This window comes from Archangium violaceum Cb vi76, from assembly GCF_000733295.1.
Classification (GTDB): Bacteria; Myxococcota; Myxococcia; order Myxococcales; family Myxococcaceae; genus Archangium; species Archangium violaceum.
Genome location: NZ_JPMI01000234.1, coordinates 1 through 18,405 on the forward strand (window position 1 = coordinate 1; position 18,405 = coordinate 18,405).

The window sequence follows — 18,405 nt, forward strand, 5'->3', positions numbered from 1 at the left end:
GGGGACGGCACCACCACCAACCGCCTGGCGCCCGTGAAGGTGGCGAGCCTCAGCGGCATCATCGACATCGCCACGGGCTCCTATCACACGCTGGCGCTCAAGAGCGATGGCACCGTCTGGACCTGGGGCCAGAATACCTCGGGCCAACTGGGGGACGGCACCACCACCACCCGTCTGACGCCGGTGAAGGTGACGAGCCTCACCGCGGTGACCGGCATCGCCGGGGGGCTGGCCCACTCGGTGGCGTTGAGGAGTGACGGGACCGTCCGGGCCTGGGGCTCCAACAGCGATGGTCAGCTGGGAGATGGCACCACCACCAACCGTCTGACGCCAGTGACGGTGTCCGGCCTCACCGGTGTCACCGCCGTCACCACGGGCTATGAACATTCGCTGGCGCTGCGGAGCGACGGGACCGTCCGGGCCTGGGGCAACAACGGCTATGGCGCCCTGGGAGATGGCACCATCACCAACCGGCTGACGCCGGTGACGGTCTCGGGCCTCAGCGGCATTACCCACATCGCCGCGTTCCATCACTCGGTGGCGCTGAAGAGCGATGGAACGGTCCGCACCTGGGGCTGGAATGTCCATGGCCAGATCTGTGATGGGACGACCAACAACCGGTTGACGCCCTACCTGGTGCCGGGTGTCACCAGCGTCACCAGCGTCGATGCGGCCGGCGCTCACACGCTGGCGCTGAGGGGAGATGGCACCGCCAGGTCCTGTGGCTGGAACGCCTATGGCCAGGTGGGGGATGGGACGACCACCAACCGGTTGTCGCCGGCGTCGGTGGTGGGCCTCTGAGCCATCGGAACAAAGTCCTTTCAGGGGTTGGGTGAGTCCGCCTTCCGGGCGCGCTCTTCACGAACTTGTCCAACTGTCGGACAAGTCTGGCGAGACCGTGCCCGGAGGGCTCCCTCCTGCTTTCGAGCTGAGGACAGACCCCTGAACGGACTGACTTCGAAATGACGAGCGCGGCCAACGCACGGGGGGTGAGGGAGGCGGGCAAGCACTACCTGAGTCTCAGCCTGCCAGGCGGCGCGCGAAGAATGAGAGGATCTCATCCCGGGCGGCGCGGGTCGGTTCGCCCTCCGCATCGATGAGGTGTGCCGTCACCACGCTGTGCGGGCCACCGACGACGCGCTTGAAGAACGGCGGGGGCTCGGGATTCGCGGCCTCATCGGGGAGGACCTTCGCGACGAAACGGTCTCCGAGCGCGGCGGTGTAGGCCGCGAACCGTTGCGCCGTGCAGAAGCGATCTCCCGCGAACCGGTAGCCAAGAACCGTCAGGTCCTCGCGCTCGAGACGCTCCTTCACCTGCGCGAGCTCCTCGGGGGCGAGCTGGATTCCCCCTGGATTGTTCAGCGGCAGCGAGGGCTGGCAGAGCACCGGGGCGAGCATCGAGGGCTCGAGCATCATGCTGAGCGCGAAGTTGCCGGTGAAGCACATGCCAATGGCACCCACGCCCCGGCCACCGCACTGCTCGTGGGCGAGGCTCGCCAGCGCGCGCAGCCACCGCGTGACGGGGCTCGACTCATTCGCCGCGAACGCGCGGAACTCGGCGCTGACGCATGCGCGCTGGAGCACGGCCGCTCCCTCCTCCGCATCCGGGAAGGCGCCGTCGCGCCCGAAGAGCGATGGCATGTAGATGGTGAAGCCGGCGTCCCGGACCCAGCGGCTGAAGCGCGCGACGTGCGGGCTGATGCCTGGCATCTCCGCCATGACGATCACCGCCGGGCCGGTGCCGGCGACGTAGACCCCCTTGGTGTTTCCGAGCAGTGTGATGGAGCGGCGCTCGAAGTCGTCGAGCGGCTCATCCGCCATGGGTTGCTTGAGCATGAGAAGAGCATGGCGCCTCGCGTCCTCGCGCCCAAGTGGCAGGACTGACAATCTTCGGTCTAATCTTGCCAGATGTTGATCACACACCTGGCCTTCGACGGAGTCGCGGATGGTCCGATGGGCGTGGCCCTCGACATCGTGGGGACCGCGACGCGGGTGGTGCGAGCGGGGCTCGTGGCGCTGCCCAAGGGCCGCCAGGCACCGCGCCAGCGTGTGGTGTCGGTGGATGGCGAGCCTGTCCGCACGGCGGCGGGACGCACGCTCGCGGTGGATGGCGCTCTGGGCCTGCGCGGACTGGGAGCGGGTGATGTCCTGGTGCTGCCGGGGCTCGGGATGGCGACGGCGCCCGAGATCGCCGCTGGGCTCGAGCGCCCGGACATCGTGCGCGGAGCGGAGCTGGTGGCGCGTGCGGCCGCGAAGGGAGTGCTCGTCGCCGCGTCCTGCTCGGCGACTTTTGTTCTCGCGGCCTCGCGAGTGCTCGATGGCCGGCGGGCGACGACGACCTGGTGGCTGGGCCCGGTGTTCACCCAGCGCTTTCCGCGCGTGACCCTGTGCTCGGACCGCATGGTGGTCGAGTCGGGCGGCGTCTTCACCGCGGGCGCCGCGCTCGCGCATGCCGACCTCATGCTGGCGATCCTGGCCCACACCTCGAGCCCCTCGGTCGCGCACACGGTCGCCAGGTATCTCGTCCTCGACGAACGCCCGTCACAGGCGCGCTACATGGTGCTGGACCATCTCGGCAGCTCGGACCCGGTGATTCGTCAGCTCGAGTCCTTCGTCACTTCGAACCTCGAACGGCAGAGCAGCATCGACGAGATGGCTCGGGCCACGGCCACGTCGCCCCGTACGCTCGCGCGAAGGGTGGCGAAGGGGCTGGGGATGACGCCCCAACAGTTCGCACAGCGACTGCGGGTCGCCCAGGCGGTCCACCTGCTCGAGACGACGCAGCACCCCGTCGAGGAGGTGGCGGCGCGTGTCGGTTACGCCGACCCGGCCGCGTTCCGGCGCGTTTTCCGCCGAGAGACCGGGGAGACGCCGCGCGCGCGACGCACGCGCTCGATGCTCCGGGACTTCCGTGATGGTTGAGCACGCAGGGGGGCACTGTGTGATGCTGTACGTGTGTCCAGGCCTTGTGTAGGGGCCGTGTGATGTAGCCTGCGTCGGGTACCTGGCTGTTCCCCCTTGAGCCAAGGTGGTGCCGTGGGCATTTCAACGCGACTCACGTGGCTGTCCGCACTCCCGCGCCTGCTCGTGGTGGCTCTGCCCGTCCTCTGGGGCTGCAGCATCAATCATTACCAGCCGAGCCATTTTCAGTTCACCACCATTGTCAAGAAAACCAGAGCGGGACCGGGTGGCTGGCGGGCCGCGTGTATCCATGCGACCGTTATCAATAAATCGACCATGGAGCCCTATTTCTGTAACTTCGGCGTGGGAATGCCAATTGAGCACGGAGACGTCGGATTGATATCCGAGCGGCTTGCTCAGCGAATCTCCGCCGATTGTGCCAACCAAGCGTTGCAGGAAGTGCTCGCCGCTCCTGCCTCTCCGCTTCCTGGACTTGTCTGCACGCAGTTCAGGAACACGTTTCAAGAGATCCTGAATCGCGCCATACTTGGCGCCAAGGTGACGGTTTTGTGCGAAGAGGAAACAAATCCCATCCAAGTTGGCTTCTAGGCCCATGCCCATTTCGGCGGAAGAATTGCTGTCTATCGTCCAGCAGCACTGGCGTTCGGACCATGAATTTGACGATAAGCTGGAAAGGAGTCCTGAGCTGAAGAGGTTTCATGCCGTGTGGAAACAGGCACTCAAGAGGCACGAACAGTGGTGCGAGCTTATGGACGAGCTCAGAGCGGCGCTTCCGTACCTCAATATCGGGGATGCCACGGCCACCTGTGACTCCAGCTTCAAATGTATAGTGTATACGAACCGGGAGCCCGTGTCCTCGGACCCACAGGAAGGGGGGGCGCGATCGCGCCGCTGGACGGTTGTCGGCTGCCTGAGCGTCCTGGCGCCTGTCTATACTGTTTATGGCGTGCAGTACGACTACAAAGGTCGAGAGGTGCGTGGTGCTGCGAGGGTCTTCTTTGAGCCGCTTCCGGCTCAGATGCAGGCGCTCGCGCAAGTCGTTGCCAGAAAGATCGAATCCAGGTACGGGGCCGAGGCTCTTCCTCGCAAGATCGCCGAGACCCAAGTCCCACTGATCGTGCATCGGAAGGAGCCGCCCGAGACCACGCTCTTTCACGCGCTCTTCACACCCGAGCCTGAAAACCTGCCGCTCTAGCGCCGCTTCGAGGAGCCCCCGCCCGGGCTCTCCATGGCTCCCACTTTCCGACGGCCGCCCACCCCACGGGCGGGCGTGCGCATTGACGCCCCTCCTAAACCGGTGTTCAGTCTGAGGGAGAGAGCGCCATGGCCCCCCAGATTGCCCTCGATTTCGTCACGTCGTCCCAGAAGCCCGTGCATCCGGCCCTCGAGCCGTTCCACCCGGTGGTACAGCGGTGGTTCACCGAGCGGCTCGGCGAGCCCTCGCGCCCCCAGGTGGAGGGCTGGCCCCTCATCCAGGCGCAGCAGGATGTGCTGATCGCCGCCCCCACGGGCAGCGGCAAGACACTCACGGCCTTCCTGGCGGCCCTGGACCGGCTCTTCCGCCTCGCCCTGGAGGGGCGCCTGGAGGACCGGACGCAGGTGCTGTACGTGTCGCCGCTCAAGGCGCTGGGCAACGATGTGCAGAAGAACCTGCTGCAGCCGTTGGAGGAACTGGTGCAGCGGGCGCGGGCGGCGGGCTTCTCGCCGCAGGAGCTGCGGGTACAGGTGCGCACGGGGGACACCTCGGCGTCCGAGCGCGCGCAGATGGTGCGCCGGCCGCCGCACATCCTCATCACCACGCCGGAGTCCATCTACCTGTACCTGACGGCGGACCGGGCGAGGGCCACGCTGCGCTCGGTGCGGACGGTCATCGTGGATGAGATCCACGCGCTGGCGCGGGACAAGCGGGGCAGCCACTTCGCGCTGTCGCTGGAGCGGTTGAAGGCGCTCACGGAGGTGCGTCCGCAGCTCATCGGCCTGTCGGCGACGCAGAAGCCACTGGAGGCCATCGCCGGCTTCCTGACGGGGGAGCGGGCGGAGGAGTGCCGGTTGGTGCAGGTGGGGCACCAGCGGCCGTGGGACCTGCGGGTGGAGATACCGGACGCGGAGCTGGGCTCGCTGGCCACGAACGAGATGTGGGGCCAGGTGTATGACCGGCTGGTGCAGTTGTCGGGGGAGCACCGCACGACGCTCGTCTTCGTGAACACGCGGAAGATGGCGGAGCGGGTGGCGCACGACCTGGGCGAGCGGCTGGGGGAGGACAAGGTCGCGGCGCACCACGGCAGCATGTCGAGGGAGATGCGGCTGTCGGCGGAGGAGCGGCTGAAGGCAGGGCAGCTCTCGGTGATGGTGGCCACGGCGTCGCTCGAGCTGGGCATCGACGTGGGCAACGTGGACCTGGTGGTGCAACTGGGGACCACGCGCTCCATCTCGGTGCTGTTGCAGCGGGTGGGCCGAGCGGGCCACTACAAGGGAGGAATCTCGAAGGGCATCCTCATCGCGATGACGCGCGACGAGCTGATGGAGTGCGTCGGGCTGCTGAACGCGGTGCGCGAGGGGGACCTGGACGCGGTCCGGATTCCGGAGAAGCCGCTGGACGTGCTGGCGCAGCAGGTGGTGGCGGCGTGCGCGTGCGAGGAGTGGGACGAGCGGGCGTTGTACAGCCTGCTCCGCCGGGCGTACCCGTACCGGCACCTGACGTACGAGGAGTACGAGAAGGTGCTGGAGACGCTCTCGGAGGGCGTGTCGCTGAGGCGGGGGAGGGCGGGGGTGCACCTGCACCGGGACCGGGTGAACCAGCGGCTGAAGGCGCGGCGGGGCGTGCGGATCACGGCGCTCACGAATGGAGGAGCGATTCCGGACACGTTCACCTTCAACGTGGTGGCGGAGCCGGAGGGGAAGGTGGTGGGGACGCTGGACGAGGACTTCGCGGTGGAGTCGACGCCGGGGGACATCTTCCTGCTGGGGACGACGGCGTGGAGGATCCAGCGGGTGATGGGGGCGTCGGTGATGGTGGAGAACGCGCACGGGCAGCCGCCGACGGTGCCGTTCTGGCGAGGTGAGGCGCCGGGCCGCACGGACGAGCTGAGCGTGCACGTGGGGCGGCTGCGCGAGGAGCTGACGGCGCGGAAGGACGCGGCCCTGTTCCTGGAGAAGGAGCTGAGGGTACCGCCGCCGGCGGTGGACGCGCTCCTGGCGTACTTGAGGGCGGGTCAGCAGGTGTTGGGGGCGGTGCCGAGCCACACGACGATTGTCGCCGAGCGCTTCTTCGACGAGGCGGGAGGGATGCAGCTCATCCTCCACGCGCCGTTCGGGAGCCGGGTGAACCGGGCGTGGGGACTGGCGTTGCGCAAGCGCTTCTGCCGCACGTTCGACTTCGAGCTTCAGGCGGCGGCGACGGAGGATGGCCTGCTGTTGTCGCTGGGTGAGCAGCACTCGTTCCCATTGGAGGACATCTTCCAGTTCCTGAATCCGGAGAACGTGGAGGAGGTGCTGGTGCAGGCGGTGTTGCAGGTGCCGCTGTTCGGGACGCGCTTCCGGTGGAACGCGACGCGGGCGCTGTCACTGTCACGGTTCTCTGGGGGCAAGCGGGTGGCGCCGAACCTCCAGCGGGCGAGGAGCGAGGACCTGCTGGCGGCGGTGTTCCCGGCGCAGGTGGGGTGCCAGGACAACCATGGAGGAGCGGACGTCGAGCTGCCGGACCATCCGCTGGTGAAGCAGACGATGGAGGACTGCCTTCGCGAGGCGATGGATATCGAGGGCCTGCGCGAGGTGTTGAGGAGGATGAAGGACGGGCGCATCAAGCTGGTGGCGAAGGACGTGCCGGAGCCGAGCCTGTTCGCGCACCAGATGGTGAACAGCCAGCCGTACACGTTCCTGGACGACGCACCGGCGGAGGAGCGGCGGGTGCGCAACGTGGTGCTGAGGCGGACGCTGCCGGCGGAGGACGCGGCATCGTTCGGGGCGCTGGATGCGGACGCCATCGACCAGGTGGTGAGGGACGCGGCGCCGCCGATGCGGGACGAGGATGAACTGCACGACGCGCTGCTGCAACTGGTGTTGCTGCCGGAGAATGAGGTGCCGGGACGTTTCGTCTCGAGCCTGCTGGCGCAGCGGCGGGTGGCGTGGCTGGAGGTGGGAGGGAGGCGGTTCCTGGTGCCGGCGGAGCGGCAGAGCGCGATTCGAGCGCTCTTCCCCGAGGTGCCATTGCAACCGGAGCTACAGCCGTTGCCGGGAGACAAGCCGGTGGAGCGGGAAGCGGCGGTGCAGCAGGTGGTGCGAGGGTGGATGGAGTTGCTGGGACCGACGACTGCGGGAGAACTGGCGGAGCAGACAGCATTGGACGAGTCCGAGGTCTTCCTGTCGTTGCACCAGTTGGAGGCGACGGGAGGAATCCTGAGAGGCCGTTTCCGCCCCTTCATCCCCCATCACCAGGAACAACAGTCACAGTCCCAATCAGGGCCACACCTGCGGACACAACCCCTCTCCCCCCGGGAGAGGGACGGGGTGAGGGTATCGGAGACCCCGGGTTCCACCCCGGCCGTGGTGGAGTGGTGCGATCGGCGTCTCCTGCAGCGAATCCACCGGCTCACCGTGGGACGCCTGCGCAAGGAGATCGAACCGCTCAGCGCCCAGGACTTCATGCGCTTCCTCTTCCGGTGGCACCACTTGGAGGAGCTGGACGCGCTGCGAGGCTCAACGGGCCTCTCGAAAGCCATCACCCTGCTGCAGGGCTACGAAGCGCCCGCGTCGGCCTGGGAGCGCTACCTGCTGCCCGCGCGGATGAAGGGCTATCTGGGAGATCTGCTGGAGCGGGCCTGCTACTCGGGCGAAGTGGCCTGGGGTCGACTCACCCAGAAGGACGCGAAGCCCGTGCCCGGCCCGCGCCGGGGAGCCCCCGCCACGCCTCCCGAACCCGAGCCCACCCGCTCCCGAGCGGCGACACCGAACCGCAACGCGAGCCTGACCTTCGTGCGGCGAGAGGACCTGGACTGGATGCTCTCGGCGGCGAGGCCGAACGCGGTGCTGTCGGACGGGGGCGTGTGGGTGCCACCGGACCTGTCGGGGCCGGCGAAGGACGTGGTGGCGGTGCTGGAGCAGCGAGGCGCGTGCTTCTTCAACGACCTCTGCTCTCGCTCCCGGCGTCTGCCCGCGGAGGTGGAGGACGCGCTGTGGGAACTGGTGGCGCGAGGCCTCGTGACAGCGGACGCGGTGCAGAACCTGCGAGTGCTGCAGAGCCCGGCACAGCGCAAGCGGCAGAAGCTGTTGCAGCGAGGAGGCCCGGGCCGCTGGAGCCTGCTGGTGCCCTCGGAGCCGAAGGCCGAGGACGAAGTCCGGGAGTCACTGGCCCGGCTGTTCCTCCAGCGCTACGGCATCGTCTGGAGGGACCTGGTGATGCGTGAGTCACTGACGCCCTCGTGGCGCGAGCTGCTGTACGTGTACCGGCGGATGGAGGCGCGGGGAGAAATCCGCGGAGGGCGCTTCGTGGCGGGCTTCGTGGGAGAGCAGTTCGCGCTCCCGGAGGCGGTGGACGTGGCACGAGCGGTGCGTCGGCAGGCGCCCTCGGGAGTGAGGGTGCAGCTCTCGGCGGTGGACCCACTCAACCTCACGGGAGTGGTGACACCGGGTCCGCGAGTGCCGGCGACGGTGAGCAACGTCGTCACCTACGTGGACGGAGTGCCGCAGGGCTTCGACGCGCAGGGGGACGACGAGGACACCGAGGAGGAGTCCGGACCCGGCGAGACGGCCCAGGCCAACTGACTTCATTCGGAGGAACTGTTCGGGTCAGGGAGCAATCCCTCCCGTGCGGCCAGGCGTTTCGTGGTCTGTATTTCATCCTCGAGGTAGGTGTTTGGCTCGGGGAAGATTTGCTCCACCAGGACGCAGAGCCGAAGGGCCTTTTCCAGGGATTCTTTCGTCCGCTCGAGATTCCAATATCTGAGTTTGAAGAACCACGTATCCTCAAGCGTGGCCAATGCCTTCTGTTCTCCTTCTTCGTAGAGCTTCATCGCGCTCAGCGGGTCGTTCTGGAAGGTATCCAGGAAATTGCCCAGCTCCAGAACGACGGGAGCACTGCGGCCCGAACCCAGGATGGCCAGTTCGAGGAGGCGCTGGATTTCAGAGAATACCTCCTCCGGGCTTCTGCCGGGTTGGTCGATGACCTGTTGCAATCGGGCCAGATAGAGAAGGTTGGGGGTGAAGGCAGGACAGTCTTCCGCGAGCTCTCGGAGAAGTCTCAATTGCTCCGGGTTTCCTCGCTCGTGCTCACCGGCTTTTCTGGCCGTCTCGAATTTCTTGACCAGTTCCTCCACGCTGAGATGTGTCATGCGATTGCACCCCTACAGCTTCTCCATCAGCCGTTTTGGATTCTGAAGAATCTTGACCACACTGTTGAGCTGCGCCTTGGTCGCCAGGCTGAAGTCTTCCCGCTCCAGCATTTGTTTGACTTCGAAGAGCGTGTAGTCCTTGAGCTGTGAGGGGAAATCGCGTGCGCGCTGGAGCGTGGCGGGAAGCTGTCCCACCCGCGTATTCAGCAAGGAGATCCTGTCCAACATTCGCGCGGCCATGGGGGCCGCGATGAGCCCCGATGCCTTTGCCTCGGCAATCAAGGCTTGCGCCTCCGCGAACTGGCCGTTGTTGATGAGAGCCCAGATCCGAGCGGGAACCGTGTTGCAGCTCTCGTCTGCAGTGCCTGTGGCCAAGTGTGTATCTGGCTCCTGGCGAACCGCGCTGCTTTCATGACTGCATCCGCTCGCAAGAAGAATGGCTCCCATGAGGAGCATCAGGCAGGTTTTCATGCTTGGGCCTCCTTAGTGGGGTTTCTTGCCTTGCAGATGGGGGCGCACACATTCATGAGGTATGCGCTCCTCTCGGACGACAGTGTGCTACTTCGCACGCAGGCTTGGAGCAAGTTGTTCATAGGGCACGGTCTCGCCCTTGGGTTTCTCGTTGGCGAGCTTCGCGTGCGGGGCTCCCGGCGAGTCCAGCCAGAAGCTCGCCTCCTTATTTCACCGGGTTGAGTTTGGGCGGGCAGTTCTGCATGCTGGCGCGCTCCAGCCGGCCCAGCACGTCGTCCGTCTGCTCTGCCAGCGTGTCCATGGCCTGCTGCGGTGTCTTCTCGCCCTCGACAGTCAGGCTGATGTTCGCCACATTCAGGGATGTTCATTGGGGTAATGCTCCACATCTGGATCCAGGACGAACGCCAGGTGGTGAGTTCTATGAACTCAAGTTCAAGTACAATTCAGTCATGGTTGGTAGGCGGTTTCGAGCTTCGACATCCAGAACTCCGTCTATCGTCTCCAAGAACTCTACCAAGTCTTGTTCATCTGATTCGTGCAATGACTGCAAAACTCTAAGCCAGATCAGTCCAACCTTTCCTTGAAACGTAGTGTCCGGGAAGTCTAGGTTTGCAGCAGTGCTGAGCGCCTTGATTTCATTTGGATCTGCTATCTCTTTGGCGAGTTCGCGAGCGGCATGCTTTATGAGTGTCTGCCTTCGCTCCTGTTCCGGAGTGACGCTGCGAGGTAGTGAGAATCCCTGCAAACAAGCTTGGCATTGGAACTCACCTCCAGCATCAAAATCCCGAAGTAGGACGACGTGGCATTCTGGGCAGCGACGTACCTTCTTTTCTATGAAATCATTCAGAGGCAGATTCGCGGCCAGAAATGCTACGCAAGAATTTGAAAACGCATGAACCTCTGTCGGAAATCCTCGCCGCCCTGAGATGAGATTCCCAATTACGACACTGACGCCATACTTCTTCCAGTTGCCTACCTTTGTGATTACGGACTGTGCTTGCTGGGATCGAAACACATCGCTGTGGAGCGACTTGGAGGAGAAGGTGACCCTTTTGATGCTGGTCATTTCACGCAACGCGGTTTCACTGTCGACAAGTCGCTCGGAAACCTCTCGCGCGTAAATGCGTATGCCTCGAATAAGTGCCTCTCCTGATAGCTTGGAGAGAGGCAGATTACCCTGGCTGCTGAGTAGGACTTGTTGCTCCAAGATGTGTTTGCACAGGGTCAACATGGAGCGGGGCGTAGCCCCGGCAAAAACTGCAACAATCTCCTCTACGCTCATTCCATCCGGGAGCGGAAGTTCCTCAGAAAAGAGGTCGCCCAGGCGTGTCAGCTTCCCTTGTGAGAACGCCTGGATGCGCTTCTGCACCATTTCAATAAGTTGCTGGTGGCTCCATTCGAGTGTGTTTGTGAAGATCCTGTCGGGCCTTGCCTTTTCGCTGTAGTATTGATTGATCCTGTCCCAGAGAAAGAACTTGAACCCGAATGTTCGATCAGGGTAATCGAGAAGCGCTAGGTTTGAAACCAGGGGATGAATCAAATCATAGGTCGCCTTGGGATCTCGTTGTGTCCATGTGGTCTCATCAACGCGATCTACGAGAATGTAAACAGCTTCGTAGAAGCTGCTGGCCAATTGCATCAGGCGGTGAAAGTCCACTTCTGGATTGGCCGCCAAGTCCTGTGTGTGTGTTTTTATCTCAATAATGGTTTTGGCGATTGCTGAAGCAGTCTCAAGCTTTTCATTGGCTAGTTCAAGGACTCCTGCGATCAGTTTGATGAGCGGAAGTGCTTCAACAACCCTTTTGCCCACGTCTCTAGTCTGTTCCCATGGAGTCCTGATCTTTTGAATAGCTTCGAATACCTCACTCGGTGCTCGCCCTCCTACATAATGTGCGTAACAGTGCTGAAGAATTCTCCGCTCTGAGCTTGAGAGCCGCAGGTGGGGCATCGACTCTGATGAGAGCGTCTTGAGGATGTGCACCACTAATAAAAAATTCAAAGCACGAAAGTGTGTCTCTATGTCGTGCTGGTTCTGCTTTATCCCCAACCCTGAGAAGTCATCGTAGAAGATCGGTAGAACAGGCAGTCGCCCATCCTCCAATGATTGTAGCGAGCGTGCCCTCTCATCAATCGTGATTGCAAGCGCGGTTTTGCCGCCACCAGTAGGTCCCAAGATTATGCAGCTTGCGGGCTTGGAAGGATTGCCCCACACGGTCGCATAGTAGGGAGGGGGAACAAAATACCCTTCTAGAACATCGCGCTCATCACGGGCATTGATGCTTGCGAATGGATTGTTCCCCTTGGGAAAGCCTAGAAATTCTAGGTACTCTGGCAGGGTGACAGCGGGCATTGAGTTTCACCATTGAAGTTGGATAATTCCAGAAATTGGATGTGCGTCGATATAGAAGATGAAGAAATAAGCCCGTTAGTTGCGAGATTGCAAGTAAATGCGAATAGGTGGCCTGTTGCGGAGCACCCCAGTATCTGTAAATTAGGAACGACTCCAGCGAGACGGCAGTCACCAGTTGGAACTGCCGTCTACGCTGTGGGCAGCGCGCTACTTCGCGCGCCCTTCCTTCCAGGCCTGCAGGAGCTGCTCATAGGGCACGGTCTCGCCCTTGGGCTTCTCGTTGGCGAGCTTCGGGTGCGGAGCTCCCGGCGCGTCCAGCCAGAAGCTCGCCTCCTTCACCGGGTTGAGCTTGGGCGGGCAGTTCTGCATGCCCGCGCGCTCCAGCCGGCCCAGCACGTCGTCCATCTGCTCGGCCAGCGTGTCCATGGCCTGCTGCGGCGTCTTCTCGCCCTCGACGGCCAGGCTGATGTTCTGCCACCACAGCTGCGCCAGCTTCGGGTAGTCCGGCACGTTGGTGCCCGTGGGCGTCCACGCCACGCGCGCCGGGCTCCGGTAGAACTCCACCAGGCCGCCGTACCGGTCCGCCACCTTCGTCACGTGCTCGGAGCGCACGTCCGAGTCGCGCACCGGCGTCAGCCCCACCAGGAACTTCTTCAGCGACGTCGTCTTCGCCACCGTGAACTGCGCGTACAGCCACGCCGCCTTCCGCTTCTCCAGCGGGGTGCTCTTGAGCATCGTCCACGAGCCCGTGTCCTGGTAGCCGAGCTTCGTGCCCTCCTGCCAGTACGGGCCGTGCGGCGAGGGCGCCATGCGCCACTTCGGCGTGCCGTCCGCGTTCACCACCGGCAGCCCCGGCTTCGTCAGCGCCGCCGTGAAGCCCGTGTACCAGAAGATCTGCTGCGCCACGTTGCCCTGGCCGGGAACCGGGCCCGCCTCGGAGAACGTCATGCCGGCCGCCTGGGGCGGCGCGTACTTCTTCAGCCAGTCGATGTACTTCGTCAGCGCGTACACCGCGGCCGGGCCGTTCGTCTCGCCGCCGCGAGCCACCGAGGCGCCCGCCGGGTTGCAGCCCTCGACGCGGATTCCCCACTCGTCCACCGGCTTGCCGTTGGGCAGGCCCTTGTCTCCCACGCCCGCCATGGACAGCCATGCGTCCGTGAAGCGCCAGCCCAGGGACGGATCCTTCTTCCCGTAGTCCATGTGGCCGTACACCCGGACTCCGTCGATCTCCTTCACGTCGCGGCTGAAGAACTCGGCGATGTCCTCGTAGGCGGACCAGTTCACCGGCACGCCCAGCTCGTAGCCGTACTTCTTCTTGAAGCGCTCGCGGAGATCCGGCCGGCTGAACCAGTCCTGGCGGAACCAATACAGGTTGGCGAACTGCTGGTCCGGCAACTGGTACAGCTTCCCGTCCGGGCCGGTGACGAAGCTCTTGCCCATGAAGTCGTCGATGTCGAGCGTGGGCAGCGTCACGTCCTTGCCCTCGCCCGTCATGAAGTCCGACAGCGGCACCACGTGCCCGTAGCGCACGTGCGTGCCAATCAAATCGCTGTCGTTCACATACATGTCATAGATGCTGCGGCCCGACTGCATCTGGGTCTGCAGCTTCTCGATGACATCGCCTTCCTGGATGAGATCGTGTTTGACCTTGATGCCCGTAATCTCCTCGAAGGCCTTGGCCATCGTCTTGGCCTCGTAGACGTGGGTGTCGATCGTCTCCGAGACCACGTTGATGGTCTGCCCGCGGTAGGGGGCGGCGGCCTCGCGGAACCACTTCAGCTCCGCCAGCTGCTGCTCACGGGTGAGGGTGCTCGGCTGGAACTCCTGGTCCACCCACTTCTCGGCGGCCTTCTCCAGTACGGCCAGGTCCGCCTGCTGCTGCTGGGCGGTGGCGGCGGGCTTCGCACCTTCCTCTGGCTTCGACTCCTTCTTGCACCCGGCGATGGGGACTGCCACGGCCAGCGCCAGCACACACTTCAACGTGTTCTTCAACGGGTTACCCCCAGCGAGCAATGAAGAGCATGAACAGCAACGATAGAACCAAGGCGGTCGAGACAGAGGCATCCGTCAGCCCCACCCACGCCAGGTGGATGAAGGCGCTGCCCATGAGTCCCACGAAGAGGCGGTCTCCGCGGGTGGTGGCCATGGGCAGCAGCCCTCGGCGGGGCAGGGAAGGGGAGCGGATTCCCCAGACGGTATAGGCGGCGAGCAGCAGCACGATGACCACGAAGAAGCCGGCCGTCGGCGCGGTCCAGGCCATCCATTCCAGGTCCATGGGGGCTCACACCCTTCCCAGGGCGAAGCCCTTGGCGATGTAGTTGCGCACGAAGTAGATGACGACCGCGCCGGGCACGAGCGTCAGCACTCCGGCGGCGGCGAGCAGGCCCCAGTCCATGCCAGCGGCGCTCACCGTACGCGTCATGGTGGCGACGATGGGCTTGGCCTCCACGGCCGTCAGCGTGCGAGCCAGCAGCAGCTCCACCCAGCTGAACATGAAGCAGAAGAACGCCGTCACGCCCACCCCCGAGCGGATGAGCGGCAGGAAGATGCGCACGAAGAAGCGGGGGAAGCTGTACCCGTCGATGTACGCCGTCTCGTCGATCTCCCTCGGCACGCCGGACATGAAGCCCTCGAGAATCCACACGGCCAGGGGCACGGTGAAGAGCATGTGCGCCAGGGCCACGGCCCACGGCGTATCGAACAGACCGATGCTCGAGTAGAGCTGGAAGAAGGGGAGGAGGAACACGGCCGGGGGCGACATGCGGTTGCTCAGCAACCAGAAGAAGAGGTGCGAGTCGCCGAGGAAGCGGTAGCGCGAGAAGGCATAGGCCGCGGGCAGCGCCAGCAGCACGGAGAGCACGGTGTTGATGCCCACGTACGTGAGCGAGTTGATGTAGCCGTCGCTCCAGTCCGGGTCGGTGAAGATGGTGACGTAGTTGGCGAACGTGGGATTGCGCGGCCAGAGCGTGAAGCCGCCCAATATCTCCTCGTTCGTCTTCAGCGACATGCCCACCAGCCAGTAGATGGGAATGAAGCTGAGCAGCAGGTACAGGGGCACGGCGATGCGTTTCATCGCGCCTCCTTCGAGCCCGTGGTCGACGTCGAGGCTGTCATGGCCGTGTAGAAGATGTAGCTGAGCAGCAGGATGACGAGGAAGTAGACGAGCGAGAAGGCCGCGGCCGGGCCGAGGTCGAACTGGCCCACCGCGAGCCGCGTGAGGTACTGGCTCAGGAAGGTGGTGGCGTTGCCGGGTCCGCCGCCGGTGAGGACGAAGGGCTCGGTGTAGATCATGAAGCTGTCCATGAAGCGCAGCAGCACGGCGATGGTCAGCACGCCGCGCAGCCGGGGCAGTTGGATGAAGCGGAACGTGGCCCAGGCCGAGGCGCCGTCGATGCGGGCCGCCTGGTAGTAGGCCTCGGGGATGGCGCGCAGGCCCGCGTAGCAGAGCAGGGCCACCAGCGGCGTCCAATGCCACACGTCCATGAGCAGCACCGTGAGCCAGGCATCCAGCGCGTTGGACGTGTAGTTGTACTCGACGCCGAGCGCGTTGATGACCACGCCGAAGAGGCCGATGTCCCCGCGGGCGAAGATCTGCCAGATGGTGCCCACCACGTTGAAGGGGATGAGCAGGGGCAGGCCCAGCAGCACCAGGCACACGGAGGCGGCGCGGCCTTCCTTGGGCAGCACCAGCGCGAGCGCCACGCCCAGCGGAATCTCCAGGGCCAGCACCGCCAGCGAGAAGCCGAGCTGCCGCCGCAGGGCCCCGTGCAGCTCCGGGTCCCTCAGCACCTTGCGGAACCACTCCGTGCCCACGAAGACCCGTTGCTCCGGTCCCAGGATGTCCTGCACCGAGTAGTTCACCACCGTCATCAACGGGATGATGGCGCTGAAGGCGACGGCCACCAGCACCGGCAGCACCAGCAGCCAGGCGCGCTGATTCGTGGGCTTGTTCATGGAATGGCTCGGCCTCCGGCGTACAGCGTCGTCCAGCGCGGCGGCAGCTCCAGCCAACAGGCCTCGCCCGGCGAGAGCCGCTCCTCCTCGGGCAGCCGCACCTTCAGGGCCTGTGTCCCCAGCCGCGCCGTGGCCAGCTTGTGCCGCCCCAGGTCCTCCACCTGCGTCACCTCGACGCGCACCGAGGCCGGCGTGCCCTCGGGGACGCGCCGGAGGAACTCGGGACGGATGCCGAGCCGCGGCTCGCCCCCGGCCTCCCGCGCCCGTGCGCACACGCCCGCGTCCAGCGGCAGCCGCTGCCCCTCCACCACCACCGCGCCATCCTCCACCGTGCACGGCAGCAGGTTCATCCCCGGGCTGCCGATGAAGTAGCCGACGAAGGTGTCCGCCGGGCGCTCGAAGAGCTCCTGCGGCGTGCCCACCTGCACCACGCGCCCCTGGTTCATCACCACCACCCGGTCCGCCAGCGTCAGCGCCTCCACCTGGTCGTGCGTCACGTACACCAGCGTCATCTTCAGCTGCTCGTGCACCTGCTTCAGCTTGCGGCGCAGCAGCCACTTCACGTGCGGGTCGATGACCGTCAGGGGCTCGTCCAGGAGGATGGCCGCCACGTCCCGGCGCACCAGGCCCCGGCCCAGCGAAATCCGCTGGCGCATGTCCGCGGACAGCCCGCTGGCCCTCCTGCGCAGGTCCGGAGTGAGCTCCAGCAGCTCCGCCACCTCCTCCACCCGCGCCCGCGTCTCGGCGGCCCCCAACCCCCGGTTGCGCAGCGGGAAGGCCAGGTTCTCCGAGACGCTCATCGTGTCGTAGATGACCGGGAACTGGAACACCTGGGCGATGTTGCGCCGCTGCGGCGGGGCCGCGGTGACGTCCACTCCGTCGAAGAGCACCTGTCCCCGGCTGGGCTTCAGCAGGCCGGAGATGATGTTGAGCAGCGTCGTCTTCCCGCACCCCGAGGGCCCCAGCAGCGCGTAGGCGCCACCGTCCTCCCAGACGAGCTCCAGGGGGCGCAGCGCGTAGTCCTGCTCGGAGGCGGGCGCCGGCACGTAGGCGTGGGCGATGCCGCGGAGCTCAATCCTGGCCATGGGCGGGCGCCTCGGGAGAGAAGGGGGGCGCGGCCACCAGCCGGCCCTCGGGGCTGAACACGAACATCCGGGAGGGCGGGGCGAACAGCTCCACCGGCGCGCCGTACGGGTGCCGGTGCACGCCCTCCACCTGCGCGGTGAGCGCGAGCCCCGCGTGCGCCGCGTGCACGAGCGTCTCGGAGCCGCTCACCTCCTCCACCTCCACGTGCGCGGGGATGCGCACGTCTCCGGGTCCACCGGGCGACAGCCGCAGGTGGTGGGCGCGCACCCCCAGCCGGTAGCGTCCGGGCGCGAGCCCCCGCAGGTGCCCGGACAGCGGGACGGCCACCTCGGGCGACAGGCGCGCTCCCCCCTCCGGAGAGAGCTCCGCGTCCCACAGGTTCATCTGCGGGTCGCTGAAGATCTGGCCCACGCGCTCGGTGGCGGGGGACTGGTACACCTCCAGCGTCGGGCCCGTCTGCAGCAGGCGGCCCTCGTGGAGCACCGATGTCTTCCCGCCGAGCAGCAGCGCCTCGGTGGGCTCGGTGGTGGCGTACACCACGACGGCGGGCCGGTCGCGGAAGAGCTGGCGGATTTCCGTGCGCAGCTCCTCGCGCAGCTTGTAGTCCAGGTTGGCCAGGGGCTCGTCCAGCAGCAGCAGCGAGGCGTCCTTGGCCAGCGCGCGCGCCATGGCCGTGCGCTGCTGTTGTCCTCCGCTCAGCTCCGCGGGCAACCGCTGGAGGTAGGGCTCCAGGCGGAGCGCGGCGGCCGTCTCCCGTACGCGCCGGTCCAACTCCTGTCCGCGCAGTCTTCCCGCCAGCCGCAGCGGCGAGGCGATGTTCTCGTAGACGGTGAGCGAGGGATAGTTGACGAACTGCTGGTACACCATGGCCACGTCGCGGCGGCGCACGTCCACACGTGTCACGTCGGCCCCGTCCGCCCGCAGCGTGCCCCGGCCAGGCTTGTCCAGCCCGGCCATGAGGCGCAGCAGCGATGTCTTCCCCGCTCCCGTGCGGCCCAGCAGGATGTGGAAGGCGCCGGGTTCGAGCTTCAGGTTGATGTCCGCGAGGTGGGTGACCCCCTCCACCACGCGCGTGACGTTCTCCAGCTCGATGCCATGGCTCACCCGGTGTGTCCCCTCGATGCGCTACGCCGTGAGTGACCGCGGGCGCATCGTAGGAAGAATTCACGCCGGGTCCAGCTTCGGAATGAGGGCCCCGGCACTCTTCGTTAGGGTTGGCGGAAGCCCCCCATCCGTCCCCTGGGCAGCATCGCGAGCGGCGGAGAAGGCGTCTGAACAGCTCGCCTGCCTGCACGG

At 65.5% G+C, this 18,405-nt stretch carries 15 protein-coding genes; 5 read left to right on the forward strand and 10 right to left on the reverse strand.

Features of this window, described 5'->3' with window-relative positions:
- The coding region (locus tag Q664_RS32710) for an RCC1 domain-containing protein (RefSeq protein ID WP_043404587.1) at nucleotides 1-801 on the forward strand (801 nt) is incomplete at its 5' end.
- 219 nt (nucleotides 802-1,020) lie between these two features.
- Here Q664_RS32710 and Q664_RS32715 read toward each other — a convergent pair.
- Nucleotides 1,021-1,836, reverse strand: coding sequence for a dienelactone hydrolase family protein (locus Q664_RS32715; protein WP_043404500.1), 816 nt, complete (start codon nucleotides 1,834-1,836; stop codon nucleotides 1,021-1,023).
- 72 nt (nucleotides 1,837-1,908) lie between these two features.
- Between Q664_RS32715 and Q664_RS32720 the strand changes: the two genes are divergently transcribed.
- The 4 genes from Q664_RS32720 to Q664_RS32730 all read left to right on the forward strand — a co-directional run bounded on the left by Q664_RS32720 (nucleotide 1,909) and on the right by Q664_RS32730 (nucleotide 8,682).
- A complete protein-coding gene (locus tag Q664_RS32720) occupies nucleotides 1,909-2,922 on the forward strand; it encodes a GlxA family transcriptional regulator (RefSeq protein ID WP_084610518.1) in 1,014 nt (337 codons plus the stop codon).
- Nucleotides 2,923-3,036: 114 nt separating this feature from the next.
- The gene (locus Q664_RS58195) at nucleotides 3,037-3,510 is read left to right on the forward strand and encodes a hypothetical protein (protein WP_152622467.1); all 474 of its coding nucleotides are present in this window, start codon (nucleotides 3,037-3,039) and stop codon (nucleotides 3,508-3,510) included.
- A gap of 4 nt (nucleotides 3,511-3,514) precedes the next feature.
- Nucleotides 3,515-4,117, forward strand: coding sequence for a hypothetical protein (locus tag Q664_RS32725; RefSeq protein ID WP_043404502.1), 603 nt, complete (start codon nucleotides 3,515-3,517; stop codon nucleotides 4,115-4,117).
- 128 nt (nucleotides 4,118-4,245) lie between these two features.
- Complete coding sequence (locus tag Q664_RS32730) at nucleotides 4,246-8,682, forward strand: DEAD/DEAH box helicase (RefSeq protein WP_043404504.1); 4,437 nt, start codon at nucleotides 4,246-4,248, stop codon at nucleotides 8,680-8,682.
- Nucleotides 8,683-8,684: 2 nt separating this feature from the next.
- Here the strand turns inward: Q664_RS32730 and Q664_RS32735 are convergent, their stop codons facing one another.
- The 9 genes from Q664_RS32735 to Q664_RS32770 all read right to left on the reverse strand — a co-directional run bounded on the left by Q664_RS32735 (nucleotide 8,685) and on the right by Q664_RS32770 (nucleotide 18,213).
- Complete coding sequence (locus tag Q664_RS32735) at nucleotides 8,685-9,248, reverse strand: hypothetical protein (RefSeq protein WP_043404507.1); 564 nt, start codon at nucleotides 9,246-9,248, stop codon at nucleotides 8,685-8,687.
- A 12-nt stretch (nucleotides 9,249-9,260) separates the two neighbouring features.
- Complete coding sequence (locus Q664_RS32740) at nucleotides 9,261-9,719, reverse strand: hypothetical protein (protein ID WP_043404510.1); 459 nt, start codon at nucleotides 9,717-9,719, stop codon at nucleotides 9,261-9,263.
- 418 nt (nucleotides 9,720-10,137) lie between these two features.
- Nucleotides 10,138-12,069 (reverse strand): P-loop ATPase, Sll1717 family, encoded by a 1,932-nt coding sequence (locus Q664_RS58205; protein WP_152622468.1) that lies wholly within the window; start codon nucleotides 12,067-12,069, stop codon nucleotides 10,138-10,140.
- A gap of 207 nt (nucleotides 12,070-12,276) precedes the next feature.
- A complete protein-coding gene (locus Q664_RS32745) occupies nucleotides 12,277-14,061 on the reverse strand; it encodes an ABC transporter substrate-binding protein (RefSeq protein WP_043404513.1) in 1,785 nt (594 codons plus the stop codon).
- Nucleotides 14,062-14,065: 4 nt separating this feature from the next.
- Nucleotides 14,066-14,344, reverse strand: a complete 279-nt coding sequence (locus Q664_RS32750; protein ID WP_200883799.1) for a DUF2160 domain-containing protein — start codon at nucleotides 14,342-14,344, stop codon at nucleotides 14,066-14,068.
- Nucleotides 14,345-14,350: 6 nt separating this feature from the next.
- On the reverse strand, nucleotides 14,351-15,142 hold the full coding sequence (locus Q664_RS32755) for a carbohydrate ABC transporter permease (protein WP_043404516.1): 792 nt from the start codon (nucleotides 15,140-15,142) through the stop codon (nucleotides 14,351-14,353).
- A complete protein-coding gene (locus tag Q664_RS32760) occupies nucleotides 15,139-16,023 on the reverse strand; it encodes a carbohydrate ABC transporter permease (RefSeq protein WP_043404519.1) in 885 nt (294 codons plus the stop codon). The genes Q664_RS32755 and Q664_RS32760 overlap by 4 nt, the downstream gene beginning before the upstream one ends.
- A complete protein-coding gene (locus Q664_RS32765) occupies nucleotides 16,020-17,108 on the reverse strand; it encodes an ABC transporter ATP-binding protein (RefSeq protein ID WP_043404522.1) in 1,089 nt (362 codons plus the stop codon). The genes Q664_RS32760 and Q664_RS32765 overlap by 4 nt, the downstream gene beginning before the upstream one ends.
- A complete protein-coding gene (locus Q664_RS32770; RefSeq protein WP_084610519.1) occupies nucleotides 17,095-18,213 on the reverse strand; it encodes an ABC transporter ATP-binding protein in 1,119 nt (372 codons plus the stop codon). Before Q664_RS32770 ends, Q664_RS32765 begins: the two co-directional genes overlap by 14 nt.
- Between the last annotated feature and the right edge of the window lie 192 nt (nucleotides 18,214-18,405).